This is a genomic window from Streptomyces sp. NPDC007084, from assembly GCF_040703595.1.
GTDB lineage: Bacteria > Actinomycetota > Actinomycetes > Streptomycetales > Streptomycetaceae > Streptomyces.
In genome coordinates, this window is record NZ_JBEYFY010000051.1 from 19,968 (window position 1) to 41,943 (window position 21,976).

Sequence of the window (21,976 nt, forward strand, 5' to 3'; positions counted from 1 at the left end):
TATTGTGCAGCGGCCCGACGGTGATGGGCGGAATCGCTGTGAGGTGCGGTGGAGAGCAGCAGTGACATGCGCTTCGGCCATCTGCTGCGGGAGTTGCGGCAGAGCCGGGGGCTGACGCTTGAGGACTTGGCCGAGGCGTCGGGTGTGTCAGCGCGCGCGATCGGCGATATGGAGCGAGGGCGAAGCCTGCGTCCGAGACGAGGGACGATCGCCGCGCTCTCGCAGGGCCTCGAACTGGATGAGTCGTGGCATGCGACCCTTGTGTCGGCCGCCCGCGCGGGCCGCCTGCCCGGGCAATCGGCGGCCTCGCCCGCCCCGCCCTACACCGTCCCGAGGGGCATCCCCGACTTCGTGGGCAGACGCGCCGAACTGAACACGCTGTGTTCCCTCGCGCGGCGGACCCGCAACGCTTCCATGACCCCGGGCTACACGGGCGACGCGGTAGCACCCCCGGTTTCCGTCGTGTTCGGCATGCCAGGGAGCGGCAAAACGACTCTGGCGATGCGGCTGGCCGAGGAGTGCCGGGAGACCTTCACGCACGGTGCGTTTCTCCTGGACATGCGGGGCCTGGATGCGCAGCCCCTCTCGGTGGACGAGGCGGTGACGCGCCTGCTGGGCGCCTGGGGCCTTGGTGAAGTCGACATCGCGGGCTTGAACCGGGAGGGCCGACTCGACCGCTACCACTCCCTCGCGGCCGAACTCCGGGCCTTGCTGATTCTGGACAATGCCTCCAGTGAGGCCCAGGTGAGGCCACTGCTGCCGCGATCGGGTCAGATACTGACTGTCGTGACCAGTCGGCACACCCTGGCCGGACTTGAGGGCGTACAGCGCGTGGAATTGGGCGCGCTGAGTCAGTCCGAGTCCGCCACGCTGCTGCGCGCGGTCATCGGCGAAGAGCGAGTGGACGCGGAACCGGAAGCCACACAGTCGGTGAGCGAACTGTGCAGCCACCTTCCCCTGGCGCTGCGCCTGGCGGCGAACTGGGCTGCCACGCGCACGAGTTGGAATCTGCGGCGCCTCGCCAGCCGGCTCCAGGACGAGGACCGCAGACTGGACCTGCTCAGCGCGGGCGACCTACGGGTGAACTCGGCCTTCTCCCTCTCCTACTCGCGCCTGGCTCCCCGCGCGGCAAGAATCTTCCGGCTGCTCTCCTTGGTTCCGGGAGGAGACTTCAGTCTGCCCATGGCCGCTGTGCTCGCCGGCTTGCCGCTTGACGAGACAGAGGACGTCCTGGAGGAGCTCCTGGAAGCGGGGCTTCTCGGTACGTACCACGACGATCGCTACCGCTTCCACGATCTGCTGCGCCTCTACGCGCGAAATCGCCACCAGACGGAGGACGGCGGGGAAGAGTCCGCCGCCCGCTCTACCCGGCTGCGGACCTGGCTGCTCGAAACGGCCGTGATCGCCGGCCGCTGGTACGAGCCGGACTACGGCGTCCCGCCCCCGGATCCCACGCGCCTGGTCCCCCTCGACAGCGCGGAACAGGCGACGCGGTGGCTCAGGGCGGAGAGCGACAACTGGGCGGCGGCCTTTCGCGCGGCCGTGGAGCGGGGTGAGCACAGCACCGTGATCGAGGTCGCGGAGGCCATGCACTGGTTCTCCGACACCTGGGTGTTCTCGGGGCTCTGGGTGGAGGTGTACGAGCGGGCCTCCGAAGCCGCTGCCGCTCTCGGGGACGCCACACTGGAAGCCACCCACCGCAATTACCTCGCCTGGGCCTACTGGGCCTGTGAGCACCGTCAAGACGACGCGATCGCGTCTGCCCGGCGTGCCCTCACCGCTGCCCAGGTCGGTGGGAGCGTCGTCCAGGAGGCGTGGGCTCACATGTACCTCTGCTGGCTGCTCGCGGACGCCAATGATCTCTCCGGTGCCGCGGACAGCGGCCACCAGAGCATGGAACTGTTCAAACGGGTTGACGACATCAACGGATATCTCCAAGGGTGCACGGTAGCCATCCGGAGCGCGTCTGCGGCGGGTCGCCCAGAGCAGGCCATTGAGATCTACGAGGACGTCAAGAGCCTTCTCGATGATCCGCGGAACGCCGACCGGGTTCCGCCGAATATCCGGGAGTCCACCACTCTGGGCAGCGCTCTGCACGTGTCATTGGCCCTCATTGAAGAGAGGCGCTGGCGGCAGGTTGTGGATACCCTTCGTCCCTTCCGCGGTGATTTCCTGGCCCGCGGGATGGGCCGGCAGGAGGCTCGGGTCCGCCTCAACCTGGCTCAGGCGCACGCTCGACTCGGCGAACACGCCGCCGCCGTGGATGAGTACCGCAGCGTATGCGCCTTGGAGGGCGACGTACCTGAGTTTCTCCGGGAGGAGGCCCGTGCCGGTATGGCCGCCCTGGCGGACGAAACAAAGGATCAGCCGCCACCCGGCTGACAGGTTCTTTGGCGTCGGGCGGTAAAAGGGACGAGGTGAGATTGGCCCGGAAACCTTCGTGCTATCTGTCTGCTTACAAGAAGTGACACCGATCGGCTCGCGCACCACGTCTGTCCTGCGAAAACACGAAATTCTCGGGGAATCCCGCCGATCCGGGATTGCCATGCGAGTGCCGATTCCTCGAATATGAGAGCGGACGCCGAGTGGTTTCAGCCAACGAGGCCATCCGAAGTGCACTTGTACAAGGCAACCCCCCCGCCCTGCGCAACCGTGCACGACGTCCCGCTTCTCTGGTGGCCACGGCCAGACCCAGGGAGCACGCCGTGGCCCGGATCTCCCGTCTGGGCCACGGCACTTTTTTTCGGCCAACCGGATGGGTGCCGGGCAGCGGTTGCCTGCCGGCACCGGTGCGATCGCGGCAACGGCCGCGCCGCACCCGGTCACCCGTAGGGACGGGGCGCGGGGTTTGGGCTGTCCGCCTCGATGGCGCGCATGATGCGGTCGCAGATGTCGTGGAGCTGCCCGGGTTGCGCGTTGGTCAGCGGGTCGAAGACCAGGCGGCGGACCTCGGCGACGTGGCCGGGCGCGGTGGCGGTGACTTTCTCCAGGCCTTCGTCCGTGAGCAGGGCGAGTGTGTAGCGACCGTCGTCCGGGTCGGGGCAGCGGCGCACCCAGCCACGCTTCTCCAAGCGGCCGATGGCCTGCGAGAGCCGGGGGAGGGAGCCCTCGGAGAAGGCGGCCAACAGGCTCATCCGCATCCGGCGTTCCGGCTGTTCGGAGAGCCCGGCGATGACCATGTACTCGAACTGGTTGATCCCGGCGTCGCGCTGCAACTGGGCGTCCAGGGCGGTGGGCAGTCTCAGCAGCACGGAGAACAGGGTCAGCCAGGTCTTCAGCTCGTCCTGATTCAGCCAGCGGGTGTCGTCTGTCACGTCGAAAGCGTAGCAATGACTTGCACGCTTAACCTCTCACAGCTACCTTCGACTTCACTGTTTAAGTCATCGCGGCTGATTGGGAATCATGGACATCGCCCTGTGGGTCTTCGTCGAACCATTAGCCGCCGCTTCCCTGTTCTCCGGCGTGTTCAAGCCGACCTTGGCGCACGAGTAGGACATCCCTGCTCCCCGCTACCGGGCGGTTCTGGTGGCGGTCGGCGCGGTGGTGACGCACCTGAGGCGCGGTGAGTTCGGGGCGTGCCGGAGGGGCTCGTCGAGAGAAGCGAGGCGATTCCGGCAGCCATGTCACGATCTGACGGGAAGACCCGTATGAACATCAATGAGTACGACAGCACCGAGTTCCGGACAGGTAAGCAGGGGAGCGGAGTTCTGGACGAGTACCGGCGCCTGATCGAGAGTGACCTGCGGCGCCTCGAACAGTGTCAGGCAACCGCCCCTTATGGGATGCCCGTTTACCGGGAGCGGGATGACGCCGTCAGGCGCCATATACGGGACGCCCTGATCACCCTTCGGCAGGTACTGGACGAGTACCACCCGACGGGATCCTTCGCTCGGCCGTCGATAGTGGCGTCGGCCGGGTGACGCATGGTGCGTGCCGGTGATCGCGCCGCGACGCTTTCACCGGCTGTCGTGCCCGGACCACTGAGTGCCTTACGGCCCGCTGTCGGGGCCCCTCACGAGCACTAGACGGCGGACCGCGGTCATTCGGCGGCGGCCTTCGCGCGAGTGGGGCTGAACGAGGAGTCCAGCAGCTTCGCCGTAGCACTGTAGAAGACGGACCGGCCCTGCTTGGTGCGCTCGGCCTTGCTGGTGGCCACCAAGCGGTCGAGTGTGTTGCGTACGGTCTGCTCGCTGGCGGGCCGGGTGTTCATGACGGCCTTGCGGATCTCCGACACCGAGCGGGGCTCGCCCTGTTCGCGCAGGCAGCTGCTGACGACGTCGATCAACGGGCGCTCTCCGGGCCGGCGTCCGCGTCGCTGGTCGTTCAACAGGTACGACTCGTCCGCCGTCGGCGCTGGTTCGGTCTTGACAGCGGGCCCGGGCGTACGCGCCAGCGCACGTGCCGCGGCCTGATCGTTCTGGAGGAGATCGGCCACGGCCGCGGCTTCCGCGTCCAGGGTGACCTGCATCTTCAGCAGGATTTCGTACTCCTGCTCCAACTGGTGCAGCACGCCCCGCAGGCGCTCCCGCTCCTGCTCGTTGACCTTCAGGTCCGCGCGGAGTCTTTCGGCGTACTCATGGAGTACGTGAGGGGTATCGGGCACGGTTCTCACCTTCCAGACCAACACTGTTGGGTTGAATGCTACCCACCCATGGGTGGCTCGTGGGTTCCAGGGCTGGTCAAGGCCCCCACAAGTGATGGGCACACATCGGGCATGATGCGGTCATGGCAGGGCGACGTGGTATGAGCGTCTGCGAACCCGCCAACCACCCGTGCCCTCGAGCCGGCCGCGCCGAAGCCCTCGCGGCGGTCCCGCTGCCCGATAGCGCGCTCGGCGCGAACTGATAGCGCCGACGGCATCTCACTCACGGACCGCTACACACATCGTGCTATGCGGATGCTCTGAGGGTGCCTTCAGCACCGCGCGGACTGTGGTCGGCGGATGGGTGGCCGACTCACGATGAGCAGGTGGAAATTCGTCATCTCGAGTACTTCGTAGCGGCCGCAGAGGCTCCCGGTGCCGTCAGGGCGGCCAAGCGGCTCAAGGTCTCGCCGAGCGCTGTCTTTGACGCGGTACGCCGCGTCGAGACGGAGTTCAGGATAGAGGCGTTCGCACCCACCGGTGACGAGGGTGTCCTCACGCCGGCCGGCCAGCGGCTCCTCCAGCACGCCCGGAACACCCTCACCGTGCTGGCTCGTGCCCGGACCGACATCGGTGAGATGCGCCGCCGCCTGGCCGGTGCGCTGACCGTGGTGACCACGGCATCGACGGGATCGCTCGATCTCGCTGGAGCTCTGACGGAGTTCCACCGGCATCACCCCGACCTCGCGATACGGCTCAGCGCGGCCGACGGCGTCGCCGCGGAGCCGCTGGCACGGATCGGTGACGGTACCGCGGACCTGGCCGTCCTCGCGCTGCACGACCAGCACCCGCCGCGCGACAGCCTGTCCCGTGAGATGACGGTCGAGCAGGTGGGTTGGATTCAGACAGCGCTCGCCTGCACACGGCAAGACCCGCTGGCCGAGGGGCAGTACTCGTTCGCCGACCTGACACCTCGCACGTTCGTCGACTTCCCCGCGCGGTGGGCGAACCGGGCGCACACGGACGGTCTCTTCGCGGAGCAGGGCGCGGTCCGCGACGTCGGCGTGGAGGTAGCGGACTTCGCCTCGGCGGCGGCGCTCGTGGCCTCGGGCATCGGCATCGGGTTTCTGCCCATCGAGCTGATCGACGACCATCCGGCGTTGACGCGGATCGCCCTCAGCCCCGCGCCGGACCCGGTGCCTGTCTGCCTCGTCACCCGTCGGCACGAGGATCTGTCCGACGCGGCCCTCGCGCTGACCCGGCATCTGATCTCGTTCGCGCACCAGTCGGCGGAATAAGTGAGTCGAACGGCTTTCTGTGCGTATTCGCAGAATGCTGAGTGATATCAACTGGCTGGTAACGTAAGCAGGTTACCGGTCTGCGTGTTACGGTCAGGCAAAACAAGCTTACTGAAGCGGAATTGCGTAATTCGGAGAAGGATTATCGAAATGATCAAGGGGTGAGGTGATGTCCTTGGTCGGGCCTCGGGCAATCAGGCAGCGCGCGGATCGTGTCGGTATTCCCTTTCCGCGCAGCGAGGGAGCTCCGCGGTGCAGCGCCGAACCGGAGCTGTTCCAGTGGGACGCCGACGGACCACCGCTGGGCGGCGACGCCGATCGCGTCACCCGCCGGGCCAAAAGCATCTGCCGGAAGTGCTCCCTCGCCGAAGCCTGCCTCAAATGGGCACTCGCCAACGAGGAGTTGGCGATGACGGGAATCTGGGGAGCGACCACCGTTCGTGAACGGCGCGCACTGCGGGCGCGGTTGCTCGAAAGACTGGGCCCGGAATGGATCGCGCGGCTCGGCCAAGAGGAAGGGAACACCTCTTTGCTGGGCGAAGTCCGAGAGCGGGGCGAACGTGCGGATCGACGGCTGTCCGCCGCGTGACCGACGGGAGGATCCGGGGAGCCAGCACCTGAACGTGCCGCACTCCCCGCGGACTTCGGGAGAGGACCGACCCCCGCTGTCACGGCATGGGGCGCCTGCGGGCGGTGGGGCTCTCCGGGCCGACACCGTGCTCGCCCGGGTGCCGGGGCACGGGCCGGGGGGCTCCGGGCTGCCGTCCCGCATCGGCCAGCGCGGCGCGCAGCACGAACTCGATCTGCGCGTTCGTGCTGCGCAACTCGTCACCGGCCCAGCGGGCCAAGGCGTCGTAAAGGCGCGGGTGGAGACGCAGAAGAACCTGCTTTCGACCGGACGGCGTTTTCGTCCGCTCGGCTCCCGTCCCGCCGTCCTCGCGGCTGTGTTCACGCGCGGCGGGTTCGCCGGACGGTCCGTCCGGAGGCGCCTGCCCGACGGCGACGGACGTGATCCTCTGGGGGAAACCGGCCCTCGCGGGACGCTGCGTGGTGAGGGCGCCGCCGCGCAGGGCGGCGACGGACGCCGACTGGGGCTGACGTTCGGGTACGGATGACATACGAACGGCCTCTCTCGAAGGCGGCGGTCCGGACCGCCAAGGTCGGTGGAAGTGCGCTGGTGAGGGTGGCGGGGCGCGGGGCGACAACTGCTCGGCACCGCTGAACGTCGTGCCGGTCACCGACATTGGTAGGTTGGTGACCGGTTGGGTGTTCAAGTACACACCATTCAGTAGAGTGGAATCAACCCTGTGCCGTGGGAGTTCACCCGTCGACAGTGCCCGATTGGCGCCAAGTTCCGTACAGGAAAGCCCAGTTCAGGCTGATCAAGCGGGCATGCGGCCGGGATCGTGTGACCGTTCACTGCCGATTGGATGACCACTTAGTTTGACCGATCCATGGAAACGGGCGTCCACCTATCTGTCCGTCGGAGCCGCGCCGTGGCACGGTCGCCCACAACGGCAACCCAAACAAACGTGAGAAAGCGCATGAGGACGCATGAATCAGAAAGAGGCTGACTGGTGGCCTGCGGGATCTAGGTACGGCACGGTGGACCTGGACGGTGCCCGCCGCAGCTTGCGGCGGGGCCAAGCCCTCGTCCTGCCCACGCCCCACCCTCTTACCGGCTTCCTCGTGACGGCCGACCCCTATGTCACGTGGAAGCTCACCGGTAACTGGATGGAACCGCTCGCACTCTTGGTGAAGTCCTTCGAGGCCACGCTCCGCGAGCACGTGGAACTCGACGGATTCGCTCGGGACGTCGCCCGGCGCCTGCTCGCCTTCAGCAGCCTTCGCGTGGTGCTGCCGCTGGCCAACGGCGGTGACCACCCCTTCTGGATGAGTCCAGCGGTACGGGAAACACACGTGTGGGCCCAGGGAGTTCCCTGGGACGCGGCGCGACGGCTCCTGACGGGCGACGTCCCGCTCTACTGCGCCGAGGCCCGGCGTCCGGGAGGCCGGCCGGTGACGCGTACCCGCCGGGCCATCCTGGAGTTCCCCCTCACCGTGTCGGTACTCGGTCACCGGACCCTCTACGGTCTGGACGAGTCAGCCGACCCGGTCCTCGACGCGGAGCGGAGCGCGCCAACGGCCGTGGCGGTGACGCCGGACGGGGCTCTGCGTCTGGTCACCTCCGGCGCCCACGACCGGCATGCCGACGACAAGGTCCGCTGGCTCTCGGATCTCGGCGCCTGGTGTGTGGGAGAGATGAGGCAGGGAGCTTTCGAACACTGACAAGTGTGCCCGAAAGCTCCCCCCACGCTTGCGCGAGGTTCGGCGGGAGAACTTCGTGGCCCCAAGCCCTGAGGCGGCCGAATCCCCGGTGAAGCCCGCAAGGGTTCACGCCGCCATCGCGGCTACGGCCGCCGTCCACGGGCTCGTCCGGCGCATCGCTCACCCGCTGCGGTGAAAGCCGAAAGCGCCTCAGTCTCGGTCGAACCCCACGGCCACAAGGTGACCCTCTTGTCGATCGCCCGGAACACCACCGCCGCTTCTTCGCGGCGCTCCGCCGCGTCCAGCGCGTAGGCGAGCAGATTGAGGTCCTCCAGGCGCTGCGCGTGACGTAAGAACCCCGGTTGGGGCCAGGCTCGTTCGATGCTGTCGAGATGGCCGGCGGCCTCCCGCTCGCTCCAGTAGCGCCCGGCCGTCGCGGCGTGGAGTCCGCCCTCGGCGCGCAGCGCGTGGAACCGGTGGACGTGCAGGCGCAGTTGGACCGACGCGCAGGCCGCGTCGGGCGGGGCGTTCTCGGCAACGCGGTCGACGAACTCCACCATCTTCATGGTGGAGCCCGCCTCGGCCGGGGACAGGTACTGGAGCATGCTCAGATACGCGCCTCGGTGCCACCGGTCGCGGATGATCGCTTCGCTCCAGGCCGCCAGGACGTCTTCCTGCCCGTACGAAAGCCGGCGGTAGACGTCCATGAGGACGGCCCAGGGAGTGGGGTCCTCGGGGGCGGCGGCGCATGCCTGACCGCACCAGTCGATGGCTTCGGCGGGCGGCCGGGTGCCGTGCTGCCGCGCCAGGTGGACGACCACGGCGGCGCGCAACAGGGCCGCGTCGCCGGAACGGGGCTCCCGCGCGTGCCAGAGATCGGCTACCCGCGTTCCGGCCAGGAAGGCGGCCAGGACCCGGAAGCGGTGCTCACGCACACTCCAGTCGGTACGGACGGTTCGCTCCAGGAGCGGGGTGAGCCGCTCTGTCCACAGGCCGGCGGTGGCCTCGGTGGCCGGTCTCGCCGACGCGCGCGGCGATGTGAGGACGGCGCCCAGCGGGCCGTCCTCCAGCGCGAGGCTCACGCGAGCACGATGCCGGGCGAAGAGGGGGAAAACGGGTGTCATCGGCGGCCCGACGCTTCGGAAAGCAGCGTCCTGATCTTTCTGAGGGCACTCTCGGCCTGCCACAGCGCGGCTATCTCGCGCATGGCCTCCGGTGTCGTGGCGGGGGGCCGTCCGGCTTGTTGCAAACGCAGCCGCTCACTCCGCAGGAACAGGAGGTCGTTCTCCACCCGCCTGCGATAGGTGTCGAGGATGTGGCTCGAAAAGCGGGGTGAGTGTTCCATGGGGTGCCCTTCCGGTGCCCGGAGCGCCCACGGCGATATCCGGGTTCTTGGTCGACGGACTTCATCGGGCCGCGATGTCCGGGCGCGAACCGGCGAAGAGGCCCGCGCCGATGACGAACCCAGCGGCGGTCGCGGACAGGTGACCGTCCGGCGGCTCGGCCTGCGGCCCGGATCAGACGGACGCCGAGGTGGGCGTTGAGGGGGCATCGGCGACTTCTTCCTTGGAATCGCGCGAGTGGGGCGGCATCGGCCATCCCTTGCGTGCTTGCGTTCGAGTTGGCGCATTGAATATCAAGGCGGGCAGGGGAGGGAAGGGCGAAAGTCTCACAGTGCGAGACGAGAGTGCCGGACCCGGACGACCGGCCGGCTGCCCCGGGCCGGCCGGGTGAGGGGCGTCCACCCCCTGGCCACGGCTTCGGCGCGGGACACCGCCCCGAGGATGCTCGTGTCGTCGCCGCGGGCGGACCGTCCCGTCCCCGGGTGTTTTGGTCTCGCCTTGCTATCGGGCTGCTAACCAACGCCCCCGCGACTCTCCGATCCCGGTCCGGCAGGAGAGCGCGCCGCATCGCCTTGGCCGTCCGCTGCGGGCCGGCGCCGCCAAGGACCGCGACAACGCCGGGGAGACCGCGCCACCACTCCGGACGGATGGCGGACAGCGGACGGCGCACCAGGGGATGCCACCGGGGGACGGGTCCCGGACGAGCGACGCGCCCGCGCCGTCACATCGTCATGCGCTCGTCGGTGTCGAAGAGTTCCTGTTCGGTACGGGACAGCACGAGCTGGACCGCGTGGCCCGCGCCGCGCCCGATCTTCCACAGCGCCCGGCCGCGCTGGCCCGCGCCCCAGGAACCGACGAGCGCGCACTCCGCGTCGGTCAGCCCGATGGCCTCCCGGGTCATCTGCAACGGCCGGGTGTCCTGGGCGAGTTGCACACGCGTCTCGCAGGAGGAGATCAGATCCTTGGCGATGGTCTGCGCCTCGCTGCCGGCCGCGCCGACGGACTCGAAGTCGCTGAGCCGGTGCGTGGCGAGCAACTGGATCGTGCCCGCGGCACGGGACAGCCGTAGATCCGCGTCGATCTTGCGGACCTGTGAGGTCCCGCCGGAGCGCATCTGCCGCCACAGCTCGTCCCGCACCACGATCCAGGGGCGTCCGCCCGGCCGGTCGATGGCGGCCTGGGCCCATGACGACACGCACGTCAGCACCATGGCGACGGTCTCGTCCCCGTACTGCTCGAGCGCCGACACGTCGACCGACTGGATGGGCGCGTCCCAGTCGAGGCCGATGGACGTCTGCTGATCGAACAGTCCCCCCAGATGCCCCTTCACCATGGCGCCGAGCGCGGAGCGCAGCGACTCCATCTGCTCCCGGGCGCGCTGGACTTCCTGGTCGCGTACGCGCAACTCGCCCGCCATCGCGTCGGTCGGGTCGCGCAGCCGGTCGTACACCAGCGGAAGGGTGGGAGTGTCCAGCCGGGACTGCCCGTACAGCTCTCCCGTGACCTCGCGCACCGCCACGTCGAGCGCCTCCTCCTCCTGGGGCTCCAGGGACCGGCGCAACTGCAGTTCCAGCAGCGCCTTGAGCAGGGTGAGGCGCCGGCGGTGGATCTCCCGGAGCCTGCCCCGCAGTTCGCCCTGGTCGCGGACGCGGTCCAGGTCGGTGCCGAGCACCCCCGCGTCCAGGGGGTTGAGCCGGCCCGGCAGGCCGGGACCGAGCCGCACCGGTTCGGTGCCCAGATGCCGGCACAGGCTCGCGTACTCCCCCTTCACGTCGCCCGCGATCAGCGTGCGGTGCCCGAAGGCCATGAGGCGGAAGCACAGCGCCTTGATGTGGGCGCTCTTCCCCGAACCGGGCACACCCGTGATCATCACGTTCGGGTTGGTGCACAGCCCCTGGCGCACCCAGGCCGCCGGATGCGCGCTGAACGCCTCCGTGGTGAGGGTGTTCTGCCCCATGTACGCGCCGACCGGGGGCAGGGGAGCGGCGTGCAGGAACGGATAGGCGCCCGCCGCGTTCGCCGTGTCGACCCGGACCGTCTCGACGCGGGGGACCGACGCGGAGCGGCCCGCGAACGGGTGCGTCCACCCCTTGCGGGGCGCGACCCGCATCGCGGTCTCGGCGTCCTCCAGCGAGCGGGCACGGCGTCGCTCGCGGGGGGTGAGGGCGGGAACGGCCGGCAAAGCGGCGCGAGGCCCGTCGAGCCCGGCCGCCTCCCCGAGGGCCGAGGCCTCCAGCCGTGTGTCGGTGTCCGGGCCGCGGTGCCGGAAGCCCATGCCCATCAGAATCCCGCCCTTCGCTCGGGCAGCCCCTGGGCCAACGGCAGGGCGGCCACGGAGAATCCGACGTCCTGGGCACCCCAGATACGGCGCACCTCCAGGCCGGCCGCCGCCGCGTCCGCCTGGAGTTCGGCGCAGGCCGTCTCCAGTTCACGCGGGTCTGTGACGGTCACCGCGATGGCCGCCGTCATCCGGACCACCCCCTGTCCCGAGGCGCGCGCGACATCCTGGGCCCGCGCGACCGAGGCCTCGCGGCGCTCGTCCTCGCTCTCGTCCCGTCCGGTCCTGGCGCGGAACGCGCGGGCGCTGTCCCGCTTGACCCGCTCGCGCGCGAGTTCCTGCCGGGCCCGCCGGGGCCGTACCGGTTCGTAGACGAGGCTCAGCGAACGCCGGGCGTTGGCCCGGGGCCGGAGCAGGGGCTGCAGGAACGTCGCGTAGACCTCGGACTGGGGCCAGGTGCGTACCTGGTAGGACACCGTCCAGGCGCCGTCGTGCCGGTAGGTTCCCCAGGTGGTCTCGGCGTGCGCGGGACCCGCGAGATCGGGGTCCACGCCGGCGGCGAGGGCGGGACGGGGGCTGTTCACGCCGGTTTCGCCGGCGCTCGTCCCGCTCACGCCGTTCTCGCCCGTGCCTGTCCCGCCCGTGCCTGTCCCGCCCGTGCCTGTCCCGCCCGTGCCTGTCCCGCCCGTGCCTGTCCCGCCCGTGCCTGTCCCGCCCGTGCCCCTCTCGCCCGTTCCGGTGTCCGCGCCGCCCGCGGCCTCGGCGGCCCGCCGGGCGAGCACCACCTGGGCCTCCGGGTCGTAGGCGGTCCGCACGGTCGCGGCCAGGGCGCGCGGGGCCAGCCAGTTCACGACGTGCAGCCCGGCCGAGGCGAGCCCTCCCTGGAGGGCGTGCGCCTCGCGTACCAGCACGGCGGCGGCGGCGACCTGCCCGCCGCCCGAGGACCTGATGGCGAAACGGGCGCGCGCGGCGGACAGCGTGACGGACAGATACGTCTCCCGGACGGTCGCCGAGGGACCGGCGTCTTCCATCACCTCGGTCAGCGCCCGGACGGCGGCCTCGGGCGCGTCGGCGGCGAAGTGCCGGTCCGCCCAGGACCGCAGGGCCGCGCCGTCGTCCGGCAGGCAGCGCTGGTGCACGGCGATCCGCACGATCGGCGAGTCCTCCGTGCAGTGCGAGCGCAGGAACGCCGCCCAGGCCGCCACGCGGGAGGTCTGCTCGTCGGTGTCGACGAGCGCGAGCCCCGGGAAGGTCACCCGGGCCACCGCCGTGTACGTGTCGGTCAGCGGGTCGAACGAGATCCCCACGGTGCCGCCCAGACCGTCGGACGCCTCCAGGAACCGCAGCCGGGCGAGCACCCCCGGAAGATCCGTCGGCTGGCGGCCGGAGGTGCGGGAACGGGGGGCGAAGGCCCCGGACAGGAACACGTTGCGCTGGGTGGCCACGGCGATCTGATGCCTCACTGCGAGAGAGATCCATTCGTCCGCGCTCAGGCCGTGGACCCGGCCGAACGCGAGGAGGAAGAGCAGCAGCGCGGCCGGTACGCACACGAGGGCGGCGGCCCAGCTGCCGAGGTTCACCGGGAGCAGCAGCAGCCCACTGCCGGCGGCGACCAGGAGGAACCCGGCGCCTGACAACTGCCCCATGAAGCCGGAGCGTTCGGACTGCCAGCCTCCGTAGCTGACGGGTGCGGACACCTCAGACCTCCTTCGTACGTGGGGTCGGCGCGGCGTCCACCGTCTGGAGCGCGTCACCGGGATCGGGGGAGGGGCCGGAGCCCGGGACGGTCGCCGTCGTCGGGGAGCCGGTTCCGGGCTCCCGGGCGCCGGCCGAGCCGCGGGGCGAGGGCGCGGCGCCGGCCGGTGAAGCGGCGTCGGGCGGTGAAGCGGCGTCGGGCGGAGACGTGGCCTCGGCCGGTGCCGCGGTGCCGGGCCGGGACGGGGTGCCGCGCCGGGCCGCGCGGACGCCGGCCTCGCGCAGCTCGCTGCTCCAGAACGTGCTCTTGGCCGGGTTCGCCGCGGGCCGGGCGTCCGGTGAAGAGGTGGGCGTGGTCTCGTGTTCCAGCGCCCGCGTGTACGCGGAGCCCCCGCCCACCGCTCCGGCGCCGGTGACCTGGGTGCGGGGCGCGGCGAGGCCGCCCCCGAGTCCGAGGTGACCGAGCAGTGCCCCGGACATCTGGGCGCCGCTCTCCCGGGCCGGCGCGACGGCCCGGGCCAGCACCGGCCAGGCGGCGCACGCCATCAGGAAGACGACCAGTCCGACGATCATGTTCTGCACGCCGCTGCCGGGCCGCATGGCGAAGAAGCCGATGGAGAAACAGACGACGATCACCGGTTTGAGCAGGACCAGCGCGATCAGGGCGTCCCGGGCCCGGGGCCACCAGGCGCGGGTGGCGTCGGAGACCTGCCCGGCGAGGACGACCGGCATGGCCGCGACAAGGACCATGATCGCCGCCTGCCGCAGCAGGATCTGCACCCACAGCGCGCCGATGACGAGGATGCACACGATGCCCATCACGATCACCACCCCGACCGCGGGCGGGTTGACGGCGTCGCCTTTGACGAGCGTGCCCTGTGAGGCCGAGGTGGTCAGGCCGCCGAACATGGAGCGAAGTTGCCGCCGCATGGCGTCGGCGGCGTCCTTCTTGCCCGAACCCCCGTCGTCGAAGGAATAGTTGACGACCCAGGTGGAGACGGCGTCCGACCAGGTCAGCGCGGTCTGTACGACGACGAAGTACACGCTGGAGATGACCGCCCACTTGGCCAGGCCGAACAGGGCGGTTGCCGCGGGGCCGCCCTGGCGGCTCAGGGACACCCTGCCGAACTGGAGCAGCAGCAGGAACGTGGCCACGACCGCCGACAGCGCGGTGGCGATCCCGGCGACGTTGCTGATGCCCGGGGTGTCGAGATCGACGGCCGAGGCGATGCCGAAGACGTCGGAGAACTCCTCAAGGAGCCAGACGACCGCCGTCCCGATGTATCCCGCCGTCTCCTGGAGCGCGTCGGACGCCGACTCGCTGATCTTCCCCGCGACCCAGTTCTGGGTGGGGTCGGCGGGCCGCGGGTACTTCTTGGTGCCCTTCGCGTAGCACGCCTGGAACGTCTCGCCTCGGTCGACGCAGGAGACGAGGAACGCCTCCAGCTTGCGGTGACCGGTGCCGGTGTCGGCGGACTTGTCCCGCCACTGGTCCAGCTTGCGCTTCTCGGCCGACTCGCGGCCCGACCCGGCGCACGGGCCGCTGTCGGGGCAGTTCCCGGCGGCGCTGGAGCGTTCCTGCGAGGTGAGCGGGCGGCAGTCGGCGTCCGCGTACAGGAGGCAGTACTTGCCGTCCTTGTCCACGCCGCTCTGTCTGCCCTCCCACCGCGCGGGCGGCGGGCGGCCGTCCCCCGGCCCGTAGGAGGCGTGCGTGTCGTGCGGGGCGGCGGGGGCCGCGTGCGCGGCGGGGGTGAGGGCGCCCTGGAGGACCAGGCACCACAGGGCCGCGATCAGGGCGAGCGCCGCCGCGCGGCGCCGGCCGACGGAATCAGTCGCCATGGCGCACCTGCACCCACCCGTCGCTCCAGGCATCGGGGGAGGTGGGGAAGTAGGCCACCGGATACGTCAGTTCGGCACCGTACTTCGCGCCGTCCGTGATCCGCCAGACACCCTCGTGCCAGCTCATGACGAGGTCGGTGTCCTCGTCGCGGAAGGGTGCCTGGTCGGCGCCGCCGTCGCTTCCCGTGGCGTAGCGGTCGTAGTTGAGCCACACCTGCACGACATCGCCCTTCGTGTCGAGCGAGCGTGGACGGACGGCGTTGACCGAGGTGGAGAAGGTGACCCCGGCGGGCGTCCCGCCGGACGGCGGCAGGCCCACCGCCTCCCGGAGCGTGCGCACCTCGGAGATCCGCCGGTCCACGAGGCCGGAGGCGCCGGGCGCGGCCAGGGCCTTGAGCTGCTGGCGCGCCTTGCTGTCGTCGAGGAAGGCGAACTCCTCCCAGAAGTACACCGCGGCCGACACCGCGCCGGTCGCCGTGTGCGGGAAGCCGGTCGACACCCCGCCCCGCGGAGCGCCCGGCACCGTGAGAGCGATCTTCTCGCCCTTCTCCGGTGTCATCCCGTCCCGCGGCGGGCCCGCGGCCCGCGAGGCGCCGGCCGTCCCGGCGGCCTCGGCCGTCGACGGGTCCCCGGCGGCGGCCGAGGCGTCGCCCGAGCCGCCGCCGTCGAGCAGCAGAAAGGCGAGGACGGCCAGCGCCACGACCACCACCACGGCCCCCGCGCCGGTGACACCGAGGACCAACCGCGCCCGGCGCACCCGTTGTTCGTATGGGCTCATGTCACGCCCCGTGCGTCATGTTGAAGAACAGCAGGACCAGGGCGGAGGTGGCGCCGATGCCGCCGGCGCCCAGCCACGACCAGAGGATCGCCCGCTTGCCCTGGGCGGCCAGGGCCGCCCGCTCACTGTTCTGGCCGACCGCGACGGCGGCCCAGCCGAGGAGGCCGCCGAGCACCGCGGCCGCGAGACCGAGACCGGCCGTCCAGTTCAGGATGGTGTGCACGGGACCGTCCACTTCGCCCGGCAGTTCGGGCGTGATGCCCGGCACGGGGCCCTTGGCGATCGGGTGCGACAGAGGAAGCAGACTCATGTCGGGTGGACCTCCTTACAGTGCGGTGGCGGAGAGGGAGAGCGGGGCGGGCATGGGCGCCTCGGGCAGGGGGTCGCCCCAGGCGGCGTGCGCGGTGTCGGTCACGGCCAGGGCCAGGTGCCGGGCGGCCTCCCGGGTGCGGGCGCGCAGCCGCGAGCGTTGCGCGAGGCCGTGCGCCCTGATCACCGGGTCGTACGGCACGTGGACCACGGCGGACCCGTGGCCTTCCAGCATCGTGGCGGCGGCCTTCACCGAGGGCGGCATCCGCCCGTCGCCCACCGAGACGAGAGCGATCACCGTGCGGTCCAGCGGAAGGCCGTCGGACTGGAAGGCCCGTACGGCCTGTTGCAGGCCGTGTACTCCACCCGCGGTCGCGGCGGCGGTCAACAGCCCGATGGAACAGGGGAGTTCATACCACTCACGGGTCGCGCCCCGGCCTTCGGTGTAGCGTGCTCGCACAATGTCGTGTGCCACCGTGTGCCGGGTATCCGCGATGATAGTTTGCCACCCGCCGACAGATGCCAACTGATACCACGGTGCTGCCTCTTCGGGCAGCCGCAGCGGGCCGGAGTGCCACTCCCGGAGATCGGTCAGCAGATGCCACTCGGGGTGGCCCTCACCCGCCGAACTCGTCGCGCAGGCCCGGCGCACCTGGCCGCGGCTCTGCGGCTGGTCGGGGGGCAGCCCGGCGAGGCCGTCCGCGTTTTGACCTGCCGCGATGCGTGGCCAGGGCGAGGAGAGCCGGGGTGCCAGGTCGACCACCACCACACTGCCGGCCTGGGACATCCCGTCCGCCAGCAGGCCCGCGACGGTGGATCGTCCGCTGCCTCCCGTGGCCGACATGACGGCCACCACGAGCCGGGCGCGGTCGGGAATCCGGGAACGCGCATGCCCTGTCTTCTTCATCGTTTCCCCAGGTGGGCGAAGTGACTTCGTCAGGTGTGAACCGCCCGCTCCGCGAAGACCGCGACAGGCGTCGTACGCGCTCGACGTCGCGGAGAACCAAACCCGCGCGTCAAACGTCGTTGTGTCCGGAGTGGATACCAGCACCCCATGGAGTCATTGGGTAGTGCATAGTGTGTCACGATCCCCTGGCTGGGGAGTGGGCGCTGAGATGTGCCGAATCACCGTGAGAACAGCAGGAATTGACGAGGCGTGGCTGCATGCGGGCCTGGAGGTAGCTGCATGAGGTTCAAACGTTTGCTGTGGGGGGCAGGAGCCGGACTCGTCATGACACCGGTCGCGCTGGGAACCGGCCTGCTGGTGCTGGCCTCCGCGTCCCAGCACGACGCCGGCGCCACCGTCCCGGCCGGAGCCAACCCCAGGACGACCGCCCTGCGGGTGGGCGCCGGCGGAGTGCCCTCGCAGTACGCGTCGCTCGTGCGGGACGCTGCCCGGACCTGCTCCGCGGGGCTGTCCCCCGCCGTTCTGTCCGCCCAGTTGCAGCAGGAGAGCGGCTTCAACCCCCGGGCGGGCAGCCCTGTCGGGGCCCAGGGCATCGCCCAGTTCATGCCGGGCACCTGGACGACGTGGGGCGTCGACGGCAACGGGGACGGCCGCCGTGACGTATGGGATCCCGCGGACGCGATACCGGCCCAGGCCCGGTTCATGTGCGCCCTGCTGAAGAAGGGCAAGGCCAGACCGGAGTTCGAGGGCAGCCCCATGGAACTCGCGCTCGCCGGCTACAACGCGGGCTGGGGCCGTGTCGAGCAGTACGGAGGCGTTCCCCCGCGCGCGTTCGCAGCGGGACAGACCTACGACTACGTCGAGAGGATCATGGCGATGAGCGCCGACTTCGCCGCGCCCGCCACGGCGGCACCCGCGATCGAGCCGGCCTCCGTGACCCTGCCCGCCTCGGTGCCCGCCACGGTCCGCACGGCGGTCTCCTGGGCGCTGCGGCAGAAGGGCGGCTGGTACCACTTCGGCGGCGACTGCACCGACGGCCTCGGCGAGGCGCCGGCCCACCGCTGCGACTGCTCCTCCCTGATGCAGCAGGCCTACAAGGCGGCCGGCGTGACGATTCCGCGCACGACGTACGAGCAGGTCGACGTCGGTACCCGGGTGGCGCTCGACAAGCCCAGGCCGGGTGACCTGATCTTCAACCCCGGTTCCGACGGCAGCGACGCGCGGCCCGGTCACGTCGGTATGTACATCGGCGACGGCCTCCTCGTCGAGGCACCCCGGACCGGAGTGCGCACGCGCGTCGTCCCGTACGCGGACTGGCGCAACTCGACCACGGCGACCACCAGGGTCACCGAGATCCGACGGGTGGTGAACTGGTGAGCGTCGGCACACCCCACCGCGCGAGCGGCGGGCAGAACGCGCGGGACGACCAGAGCGCACGCGGCGAACGCCGCGCGCGCGGCCGGCAGAGCGCGCGGGACAGGCGGCGCGGGACGGACGGGAACAGCGGTCCGGAACCGGTCGCCGAGCCGTCGTCCCGCGAGGTACCCGGCCGCGCGGAACCCCTCTACGGGGCCTGGGGCAGGGTCAGCGACGGGTTCTGGGAAGGCGGCGGCAGCGGGCGCGCGGCCGGCGCCCTCCCCGCCCAGACCATCAGGTTCCGCGTCGACGAGGTCGCCTCGGCCGCGAACGCGGGGGACCTGGACGGCGCCGCGACCCTGGTCGAGCAACTCGACCGCGACACCACCGAGGCCTACGGCGAGGCCCACATGTACACCGTGCAGGTCCGCGAGGTCCGGGGCTATGTCGCCGCGCTGGACAAGGACTTCGCCACCGCTCTCGGGTACTACCTGCACGCCGCGCGGCTGCGCGCCACCATCCAGGGAGCGCGGCACCCCGAGGTCGAGCAGGCCAGCCGCCGCGCCTTCAGCCTGTGGTGGGCGATGCCCCCCACCCCGGTGAAGCGGCAGTGGGGCGACGAACTGCTCGCGGCCGTCACCGCCATCCACGGCGAGGACGCCCCCGTGGCGCGCCACACCCTGGCGGGCCTGTACTCACACCTGCTCCAGACCGCCGTCCCCGCGGGCCTGACCGAGCGGGGCGCGACGCTGCCCGCGCTCGACCCCGGGCGCGGCGACGCGCGGAACCGGCAGAACGAAGGGAACACAGACGGTGAGCACTGAAGCCGAGACCGGCGCCGCGAACGCGGCCACGCACCTGCCCGACGACGGGACCGGGCACTCGCCGGGCACGGGTATCGAGCACCTGCCCGATACCGGGAACGAGTACCTGACGGATGCCGGGCTGCCCGTCGTCGAGGCCGCCCCCGGGGAGCCGCTGGTGCCGGACCAGGACCTCGTGCGGCAGCTATTGGACCAGCTCCAGCTCAAGCACTCGGTCGACGACGAGGGAGACCTCGTCGCCCCCTGGGAGGAGTACCGCATGTACTTCATGTTCCGGGGAGAGGGAGATGAGCAGGTCTTCTCCGTTCGCACCTTCTACGACCGGCCGTACCCGCCGGAGGACAAGCCGAAGCTGTACGAGTGGATCGACGACTGGAACCGCCGCACCCTGTGGCCCAAGGTCTGCACCTTCACACCCGAGGACGGACAGATACGTCTGGTGGGCGAGGCGCAGACGCTCATCGGTACCGGGGTCGACGTCCAGCACTTCGTGTCCTGCACGGTGAGCTGGGTTCAGGGGTCCATCGAATTCGAGCGCCACATGCTGGAACTGCTCGGCCGGGAGGGCGCGGAGGCGCCCGGGACAGCGGATGAGGAACCCGCAGATCTCGACGGACCGGAGCCGGAGACCCCCGTGGATGACTGACCGCCGTCGCGGCGACGCCGTCGTCGACGGATCCTGTACTCCGTGCCGGTTCGTGGGGCCGCGTCACGGATCCTGAGGCCGGGCCGCCGTAGGGGGCCCGGCCTTTTGGTGCCCTGCCCGACGCCCTGAAACGGGCACGGGCCGGGAGCGGCTCAGGACCTCTTCTCACCCTGGCCGAGGGCGGCTTCACCCTCCGGCCGGACCACGCCGCGCTCATCCCCAAGCGGACAGACGGCGCTGTAGAACACCGAACGGCCACGCGTGGTCCGTTCCGCCTTGCCGGTGGCGACCAGCCGGTCCAAGGTGTTGCGCACGGTCTGCTCCGTCGTGGGCCGCGTCTGAACGACGGCGCGGCGGATCTGCGCCACCGAGCACGGTTCGCCGTGTTCACGCAGCAGCGTGCTGACGACGTCGATGAGGGCGCGCTCGCCGGGCCGGCGGCCGCCGCGGTGACCGCTCATCGGGTGGGCGTACACCAACGCGCGTTCCGTCATCACGAAGGGGACCACGCCGTGCTCGCCCCCTAGACCCGGCGCGTCACGCTGCTGACGCGTCAGCGGGGGCATCGCCGCGGCGCCGGAGTTCAGGGTGATCTGCACATTCATCAGCACGTGGTGTTCCTGCTCCAGTCTGTGTAACCCGTCCCGCAGTCGCCGCCGCTCACTGGTGTTGGCGTCCAGGTCCGCGTGGAGACGGCGCGCGTACTCGCGCAGCAGGTGAAGGGATTCCGGCAAAGGGGTCACCTTTCCGTTCATGGTTGTCGGGGCGCGGGCCAGCCACCCATGTCACCTCACAGGAGTGATGGGAACGGGAGCTACTGGCCTGCGGACTCCGCGGTCGACCTATTGAGTGGTTCCCGAGACGGCCAACCCGTGTATGGGTGGTTCCCACTCCCGGGATCCGAGGCCTCGGCATGCCGCACCGGGCGTTATCGATGGCGGAGAGGACGCGGTCGTCCGGGGTGACCGCGAGACGAGATGGGGCACGGCGAGTCCGGCGTCCACAGCGGGGCGATCAGGGTCCGCCCGTCGGGTAGCAGGGTGAGCCCCTCGAAGGTGGCGTCGCGCGTGCGGCCGGCCGGTGCCACGGCCAGGGGCGCGGGGACCGGCAAGCGTTCCGCCAGGCGGCCCGCGCGGTCGTATCGCCGGATCGAGGGTTCTTCCTCGGAGGCGATCAGCCGGGTGCTGTCGCGGTCGGCGAGCAGGCGGTGAGGCGGCCGGAGGAGGAGCAAGGCCGGCTGGTGTCGGCGGAGTTGCCGCGATCGGCGGCCTGGCCCGTGCTGACGCAGGTCAGGGAAGCGAGCGCGAGGGCGGGCGGCTGCGAGGGCGGTTCTGGACGGCATGGCCGCACCGTAGAGCAGCCGGTGACCGAAAGGGCGAACCGGGGGAAACAGGCGCCGATCGGTCTCACGCGAGCGGGTGTTCGGGCGGTCCGCGCGGCGAGCGGGCCGGCGGCCCCGCTGACGGCAGTACGCTCCGCCGGTCCGACGGACGGTGTTCCGGACTCGACCTGAGGTGTGGGGCGGTGCTCGGAGACCGGGCGTCCGTCAGCCCGTGCGCCGTCGCAGCATCGTCGGCTCGGTGTCGCCGTGCCTGTCGGCGATTTCCCGGGGCACCACACGGGGCGCCGTGGGGTGCCGCCCGGCCTCGGTGAGGGCTGTTCGGAGCAGGAACTCTATCTGCGCGTTGGTGCTGCGCAGTTCGTCTCCCGCCCAGCGGGCCAGCGCGTCGTACAAGTGCGGATGCAGTCGCAGTAGCACCTGCTTGCGCCGGGGCTTCGCTTTGTCGGCACCGCGCAGCGGGCGGGGTCCGGTGGAACGTTCGGTCGTCATCGTCTCTGACACCTCGTGTGCG

At 70.8% G+C, this 21,976-nt stretch carries 21 protein-coding genes and 1 pseudogene; 8 read left to right on the forward strand and 14 right to left on the reverse strand.

Features of this window, described 5'->3' with window-relative positions; translation table 11 throughout:
* The first annotated feature begins 48 nt into the window (after positions 1 to 48).
* Positions 49 to 2,382: a helix-turn-helix domain-containing protein gene (locus AB0912_RS28625; RefSeq protein ID WP_366704790.1), complete on the forward strand. Its 2,334-nt coding sequence runs from the start codon at positions 49 to 51 to the stop codon at positions 2,380 to 2,382.
* A gap of 440 nt (positions 2,383 to 2,822) precedes the next feature.
* Here the strand turns inward: AB0912_RS28625 and AB0912_RS28630 are convergent, their stop codons facing one another.
* Positions 2,823 to 3,314, reverse strand: a complete 492-nt coding sequence (locus AB0912_RS28630; RefSeq protein ID WP_366704792.1) for a MarR family transcriptional regulator — start codon at positions 3,312 to 3,314, stop codon at positions 2,823 to 2,825.
* Positions 3,315 to 3,647: 333 nt separating this feature from the next.
* On the opposite strand from AB0912_RS28630, the gene AB0912_RS28635 reads away from it, so the two are divergent.
* Positions 3,648 to 3,920 (forward strand): hypothetical protein, encoded by a 273-nt coding sequence (locus AB0912_RS28635; RefSeq protein ID WP_366704794.1) that lies wholly within the window; start codon positions 3,648 to 3,650, stop codon positions 3,918 to 3,920.
* A 119-nt stretch (positions 3,921 to 4,039) separates the two neighbouring features.
* Here the strand turns inward: AB0912_RS28635 and AB0912_RS28640 are convergent, their stop codons facing one another.
* Positions 4,040 to 4,603, reverse strand: a complete 564-nt coding sequence (locus AB0912_RS28640) for a BlaI/MecI/CopY family transcriptional regulator (RefSeq protein WP_366704796.1) — start codon at positions 4,601 to 4,603, stop codon at positions 4,040 to 4,042.
* A 365-nt stretch (positions 4,604 to 4,968) separates the two neighbouring features.
* Here AB0912_RS28640 and AB0912_RS28645 point away from each other — a divergent pair, with 365 nt between their 5' ends.
* Together AB0912_RS28645 and AB0912_RS28650 are read left to right on the forward strand one after the other, a co-directional pair.
* Positions 4,969 to 5,880: a LysR family transcriptional regulator gene (locus AB0912_RS28645; RefSeq protein ID WP_366704798.1), complete on the forward strand. Its 912-nt coding sequence runs from the start codon at positions 4,969 to 4,971 to the stop codon at positions 5,878 to 5,880.
* A gap of 169 nt (positions 5,881 to 6,049) precedes the next feature.
* Positions 6,050 to 6,469, forward strand: coding sequence for a WhiB family transcriptional regulator (locus tag AB0912_RS28650; RefSeq protein WP_366704800.1), 420 nt, complete (start codon positions 6,050 to 6,052; stop codon positions 6,467 to 6,469).
* A 79-nt stretch (positions 6,470 to 6,548) separates the two neighbouring features.
* On the opposite strand, the gene AB0912_RS28655 is transcribed toward AB0912_RS28650, so the two are convergent.
* Positions 6,549 to 6,758: a hypothetical protein gene (locus AB0912_RS28655; RefSeq protein WP_366704838.1), complete on the reverse strand. Its 210-nt coding sequence runs from the start codon at positions 6,756 to 6,758 to the stop codon at positions 6,549 to 6,551.
* A 676-nt stretch (positions 6,759 to 7,434) separates the two neighbouring features.
* On the opposite strand from AB0912_RS28655, the gene AB0912_RS28660 reads away from it, so the two are divergent.
* On the forward strand, positions 7,435 to 8,169 hold the full coding sequence (locus AB0912_RS28660; RefSeq protein ID WP_366704802.1) for a hypothetical protein: 735 nt from the start codon (positions 7,435 to 7,437) through the stop codon (positions 8,167 to 8,169).
* Positions 8,170 to 8,291: 122 nt separating this feature from the next.
* Here the strand turns inward: AB0912_RS28660 and AB0912_RS28665 are convergent, their stop codons facing one another.
* From AB0912_RS28665 to AB0912_RS28700, 8 genes are all read right to left on the reverse strand, one after another.
* Entirely contained in the window at positions 8,292 to 9,230 is a 939-nt protein-coding gene (locus AB0912_RS28665; protein WP_366704804.1) for a hypothetical protein, read from the reverse strand.
* Positions 9,231 to 9,268: 38 nt separating this feature from the next.
* Positions 9,269 to 9,493: a hypothetical protein gene (locus AB0912_RS28670; protein ID WP_366704806.1), complete on the reverse strand. Its 225-nt coding sequence runs from the start codon at positions 9,491 to 9,493 to the stop codon at positions 9,269 to 9,271.
* Between the two features lie 719 nt (positions 9,494 to 10,212).
* Positions 10,213 to 11,766, reverse strand: coding sequence for a type VI secretion protein (locus AB0912_RS28675; RefSeq protein WP_366704808.1), 1,554 nt, complete (start codon positions 11,764 to 11,766; stop codon positions 10,213 to 10,215).
* Positions 11,767 to 11,771: 5 nt separating this feature from the next.
* Complete coding sequence (locus AB0912_RS28680) at positions 11,772 to 13,466, reverse strand: SCO6880 family protein (protein ID WP_366704810.1); 1,695 nt, start codon at positions 13,464 to 13,466, stop codon at positions 11,772 to 11,774.
* A gap of 1 nt (position 13,467) precedes the next feature.
* The gene (locus AB0912_RS28685) at positions 13,468 to 15,303 is read right to left on the reverse strand and encodes a hypothetical protein (protein WP_366704812.1); all 1,836 of its coding nucleotides are present in this window, start codon (positions 15,301 to 15,303) and stop codon (positions 13,468 to 13,470) included.
* Entirely contained in the window at positions 15,293 to 16,081 is a 789-nt protein-coding gene (locus AB0912_RS28690; protein WP_366704814.1) for a hypothetical protein, read from the reverse strand. Before AB0912_RS28690 ends, AB0912_RS28685 begins: the two co-directional genes overlap by 11 nt.
* A gap of 1 nt (position 16,082) precedes the next feature.
* On the reverse strand, positions 16,083 to 16,391 hold the full coding sequence (locus AB0912_RS28695; RefSeq protein ID WP_366704816.1) for a hypothetical protein: 309 nt from the start codon (positions 16,389 to 16,391) through the stop codon (positions 16,083 to 16,085).
* A gap of 15 nt (positions 16,392 to 16,406) precedes the next feature.
* Entirely contained in the window at positions 16,407 to 17,234 is an 828-nt protein-coding gene (locus AB0912_RS28700) for a hypothetical protein (protein ID WP_366704818.1), read from the reverse strand.
* 387 nt (positions 17,235 to 17,621) lie between these two features.
* Here AB0912_RS28700 and AB0912_RS28705 point away from each other — a divergent pair, with 387 nt between their 5' ends.
* From AB0912_RS28705 to AB0912_RS28715, 3 genes are all read left to right on the forward strand, one after another.
* Positions 17,622 to 18,674 carry an NlpC/P60 family protein gene (locus AB0912_RS28705; protein WP_366704820.1) on the forward strand — a complete coding sequence of 351 codons (1,053 nt, stop codon included), beginning with the start codon at positions 17,622 to 17,624 and terminating at the stop codon, positions 18,672 to 18,674.
* Positions 18,671 to 19,477, forward strand: a complete 807-nt coding sequence (locus AB0912_RS28710) for a hypothetical protein (protein ID WP_366704822.1) — start codon at positions 18,671 to 18,673, stop codon at positions 19,475 to 19,477. Before AB0912_RS28705 ends, AB0912_RS28710 begins: the two co-directional genes overlap by 4 nt.
* A 106-nt stretch (positions 19,478 to 19,583) precedes the next feature.
* Positions 19,584 to 20,123 (forward strand): YbjN domain-containing protein, encoded by a 540-nt coding sequence (locus tag AB0912_RS28715; protein ID WP_366704840.1) that lies wholly within the window; start codon positions 19,584 to 19,586, stop codon positions 20,121 to 20,123.
* Between the two features lie 152 nt (positions 20,124 to 20,275).
* Here the strand turns inward: AB0912_RS28715 and AB0912_RS28720 are convergent, their stop codons facing one another.
* From AB0912_RS28720 to AB0912_RS28730, 3 genes and pseudogenes are all read right to left on the reverse strand, one after another.
* Complete coding sequence (locus tag AB0912_RS28720) at positions 20,276 to 20,857, reverse strand: BlaI/MecI/CopY family transcriptional regulator (protein ID WP_366704824.1); 582 nt, start codon at positions 20,855 to 20,857, stop codon at positions 20,276 to 20,278.
* Between the two features lie 269 nt (positions 20,858 to 21,126).
* Positions 21,127 to 21,327: pseudogene (locus AB0912_RS28725) on the reverse strand (esterase-like activity of phytase family protein); the annotation flags it as partial.
* A gap of 342 nt (positions 21,328 to 21,669) precedes the next feature.
* Positions 21,670 to 21,954 carry a hypothetical protein gene (locus AB0912_RS28730; protein ID WP_366704826.1) on the reverse strand — a complete coding sequence of 95 codons (285 nt, stop codon included), beginning with the start codon at positions 21,952 to 21,954 and terminating at the stop codon, positions 21,670 to 21,672.
* Between the last annotated feature and the right edge of the window lie 22 nt (positions 21,955 to 21,976).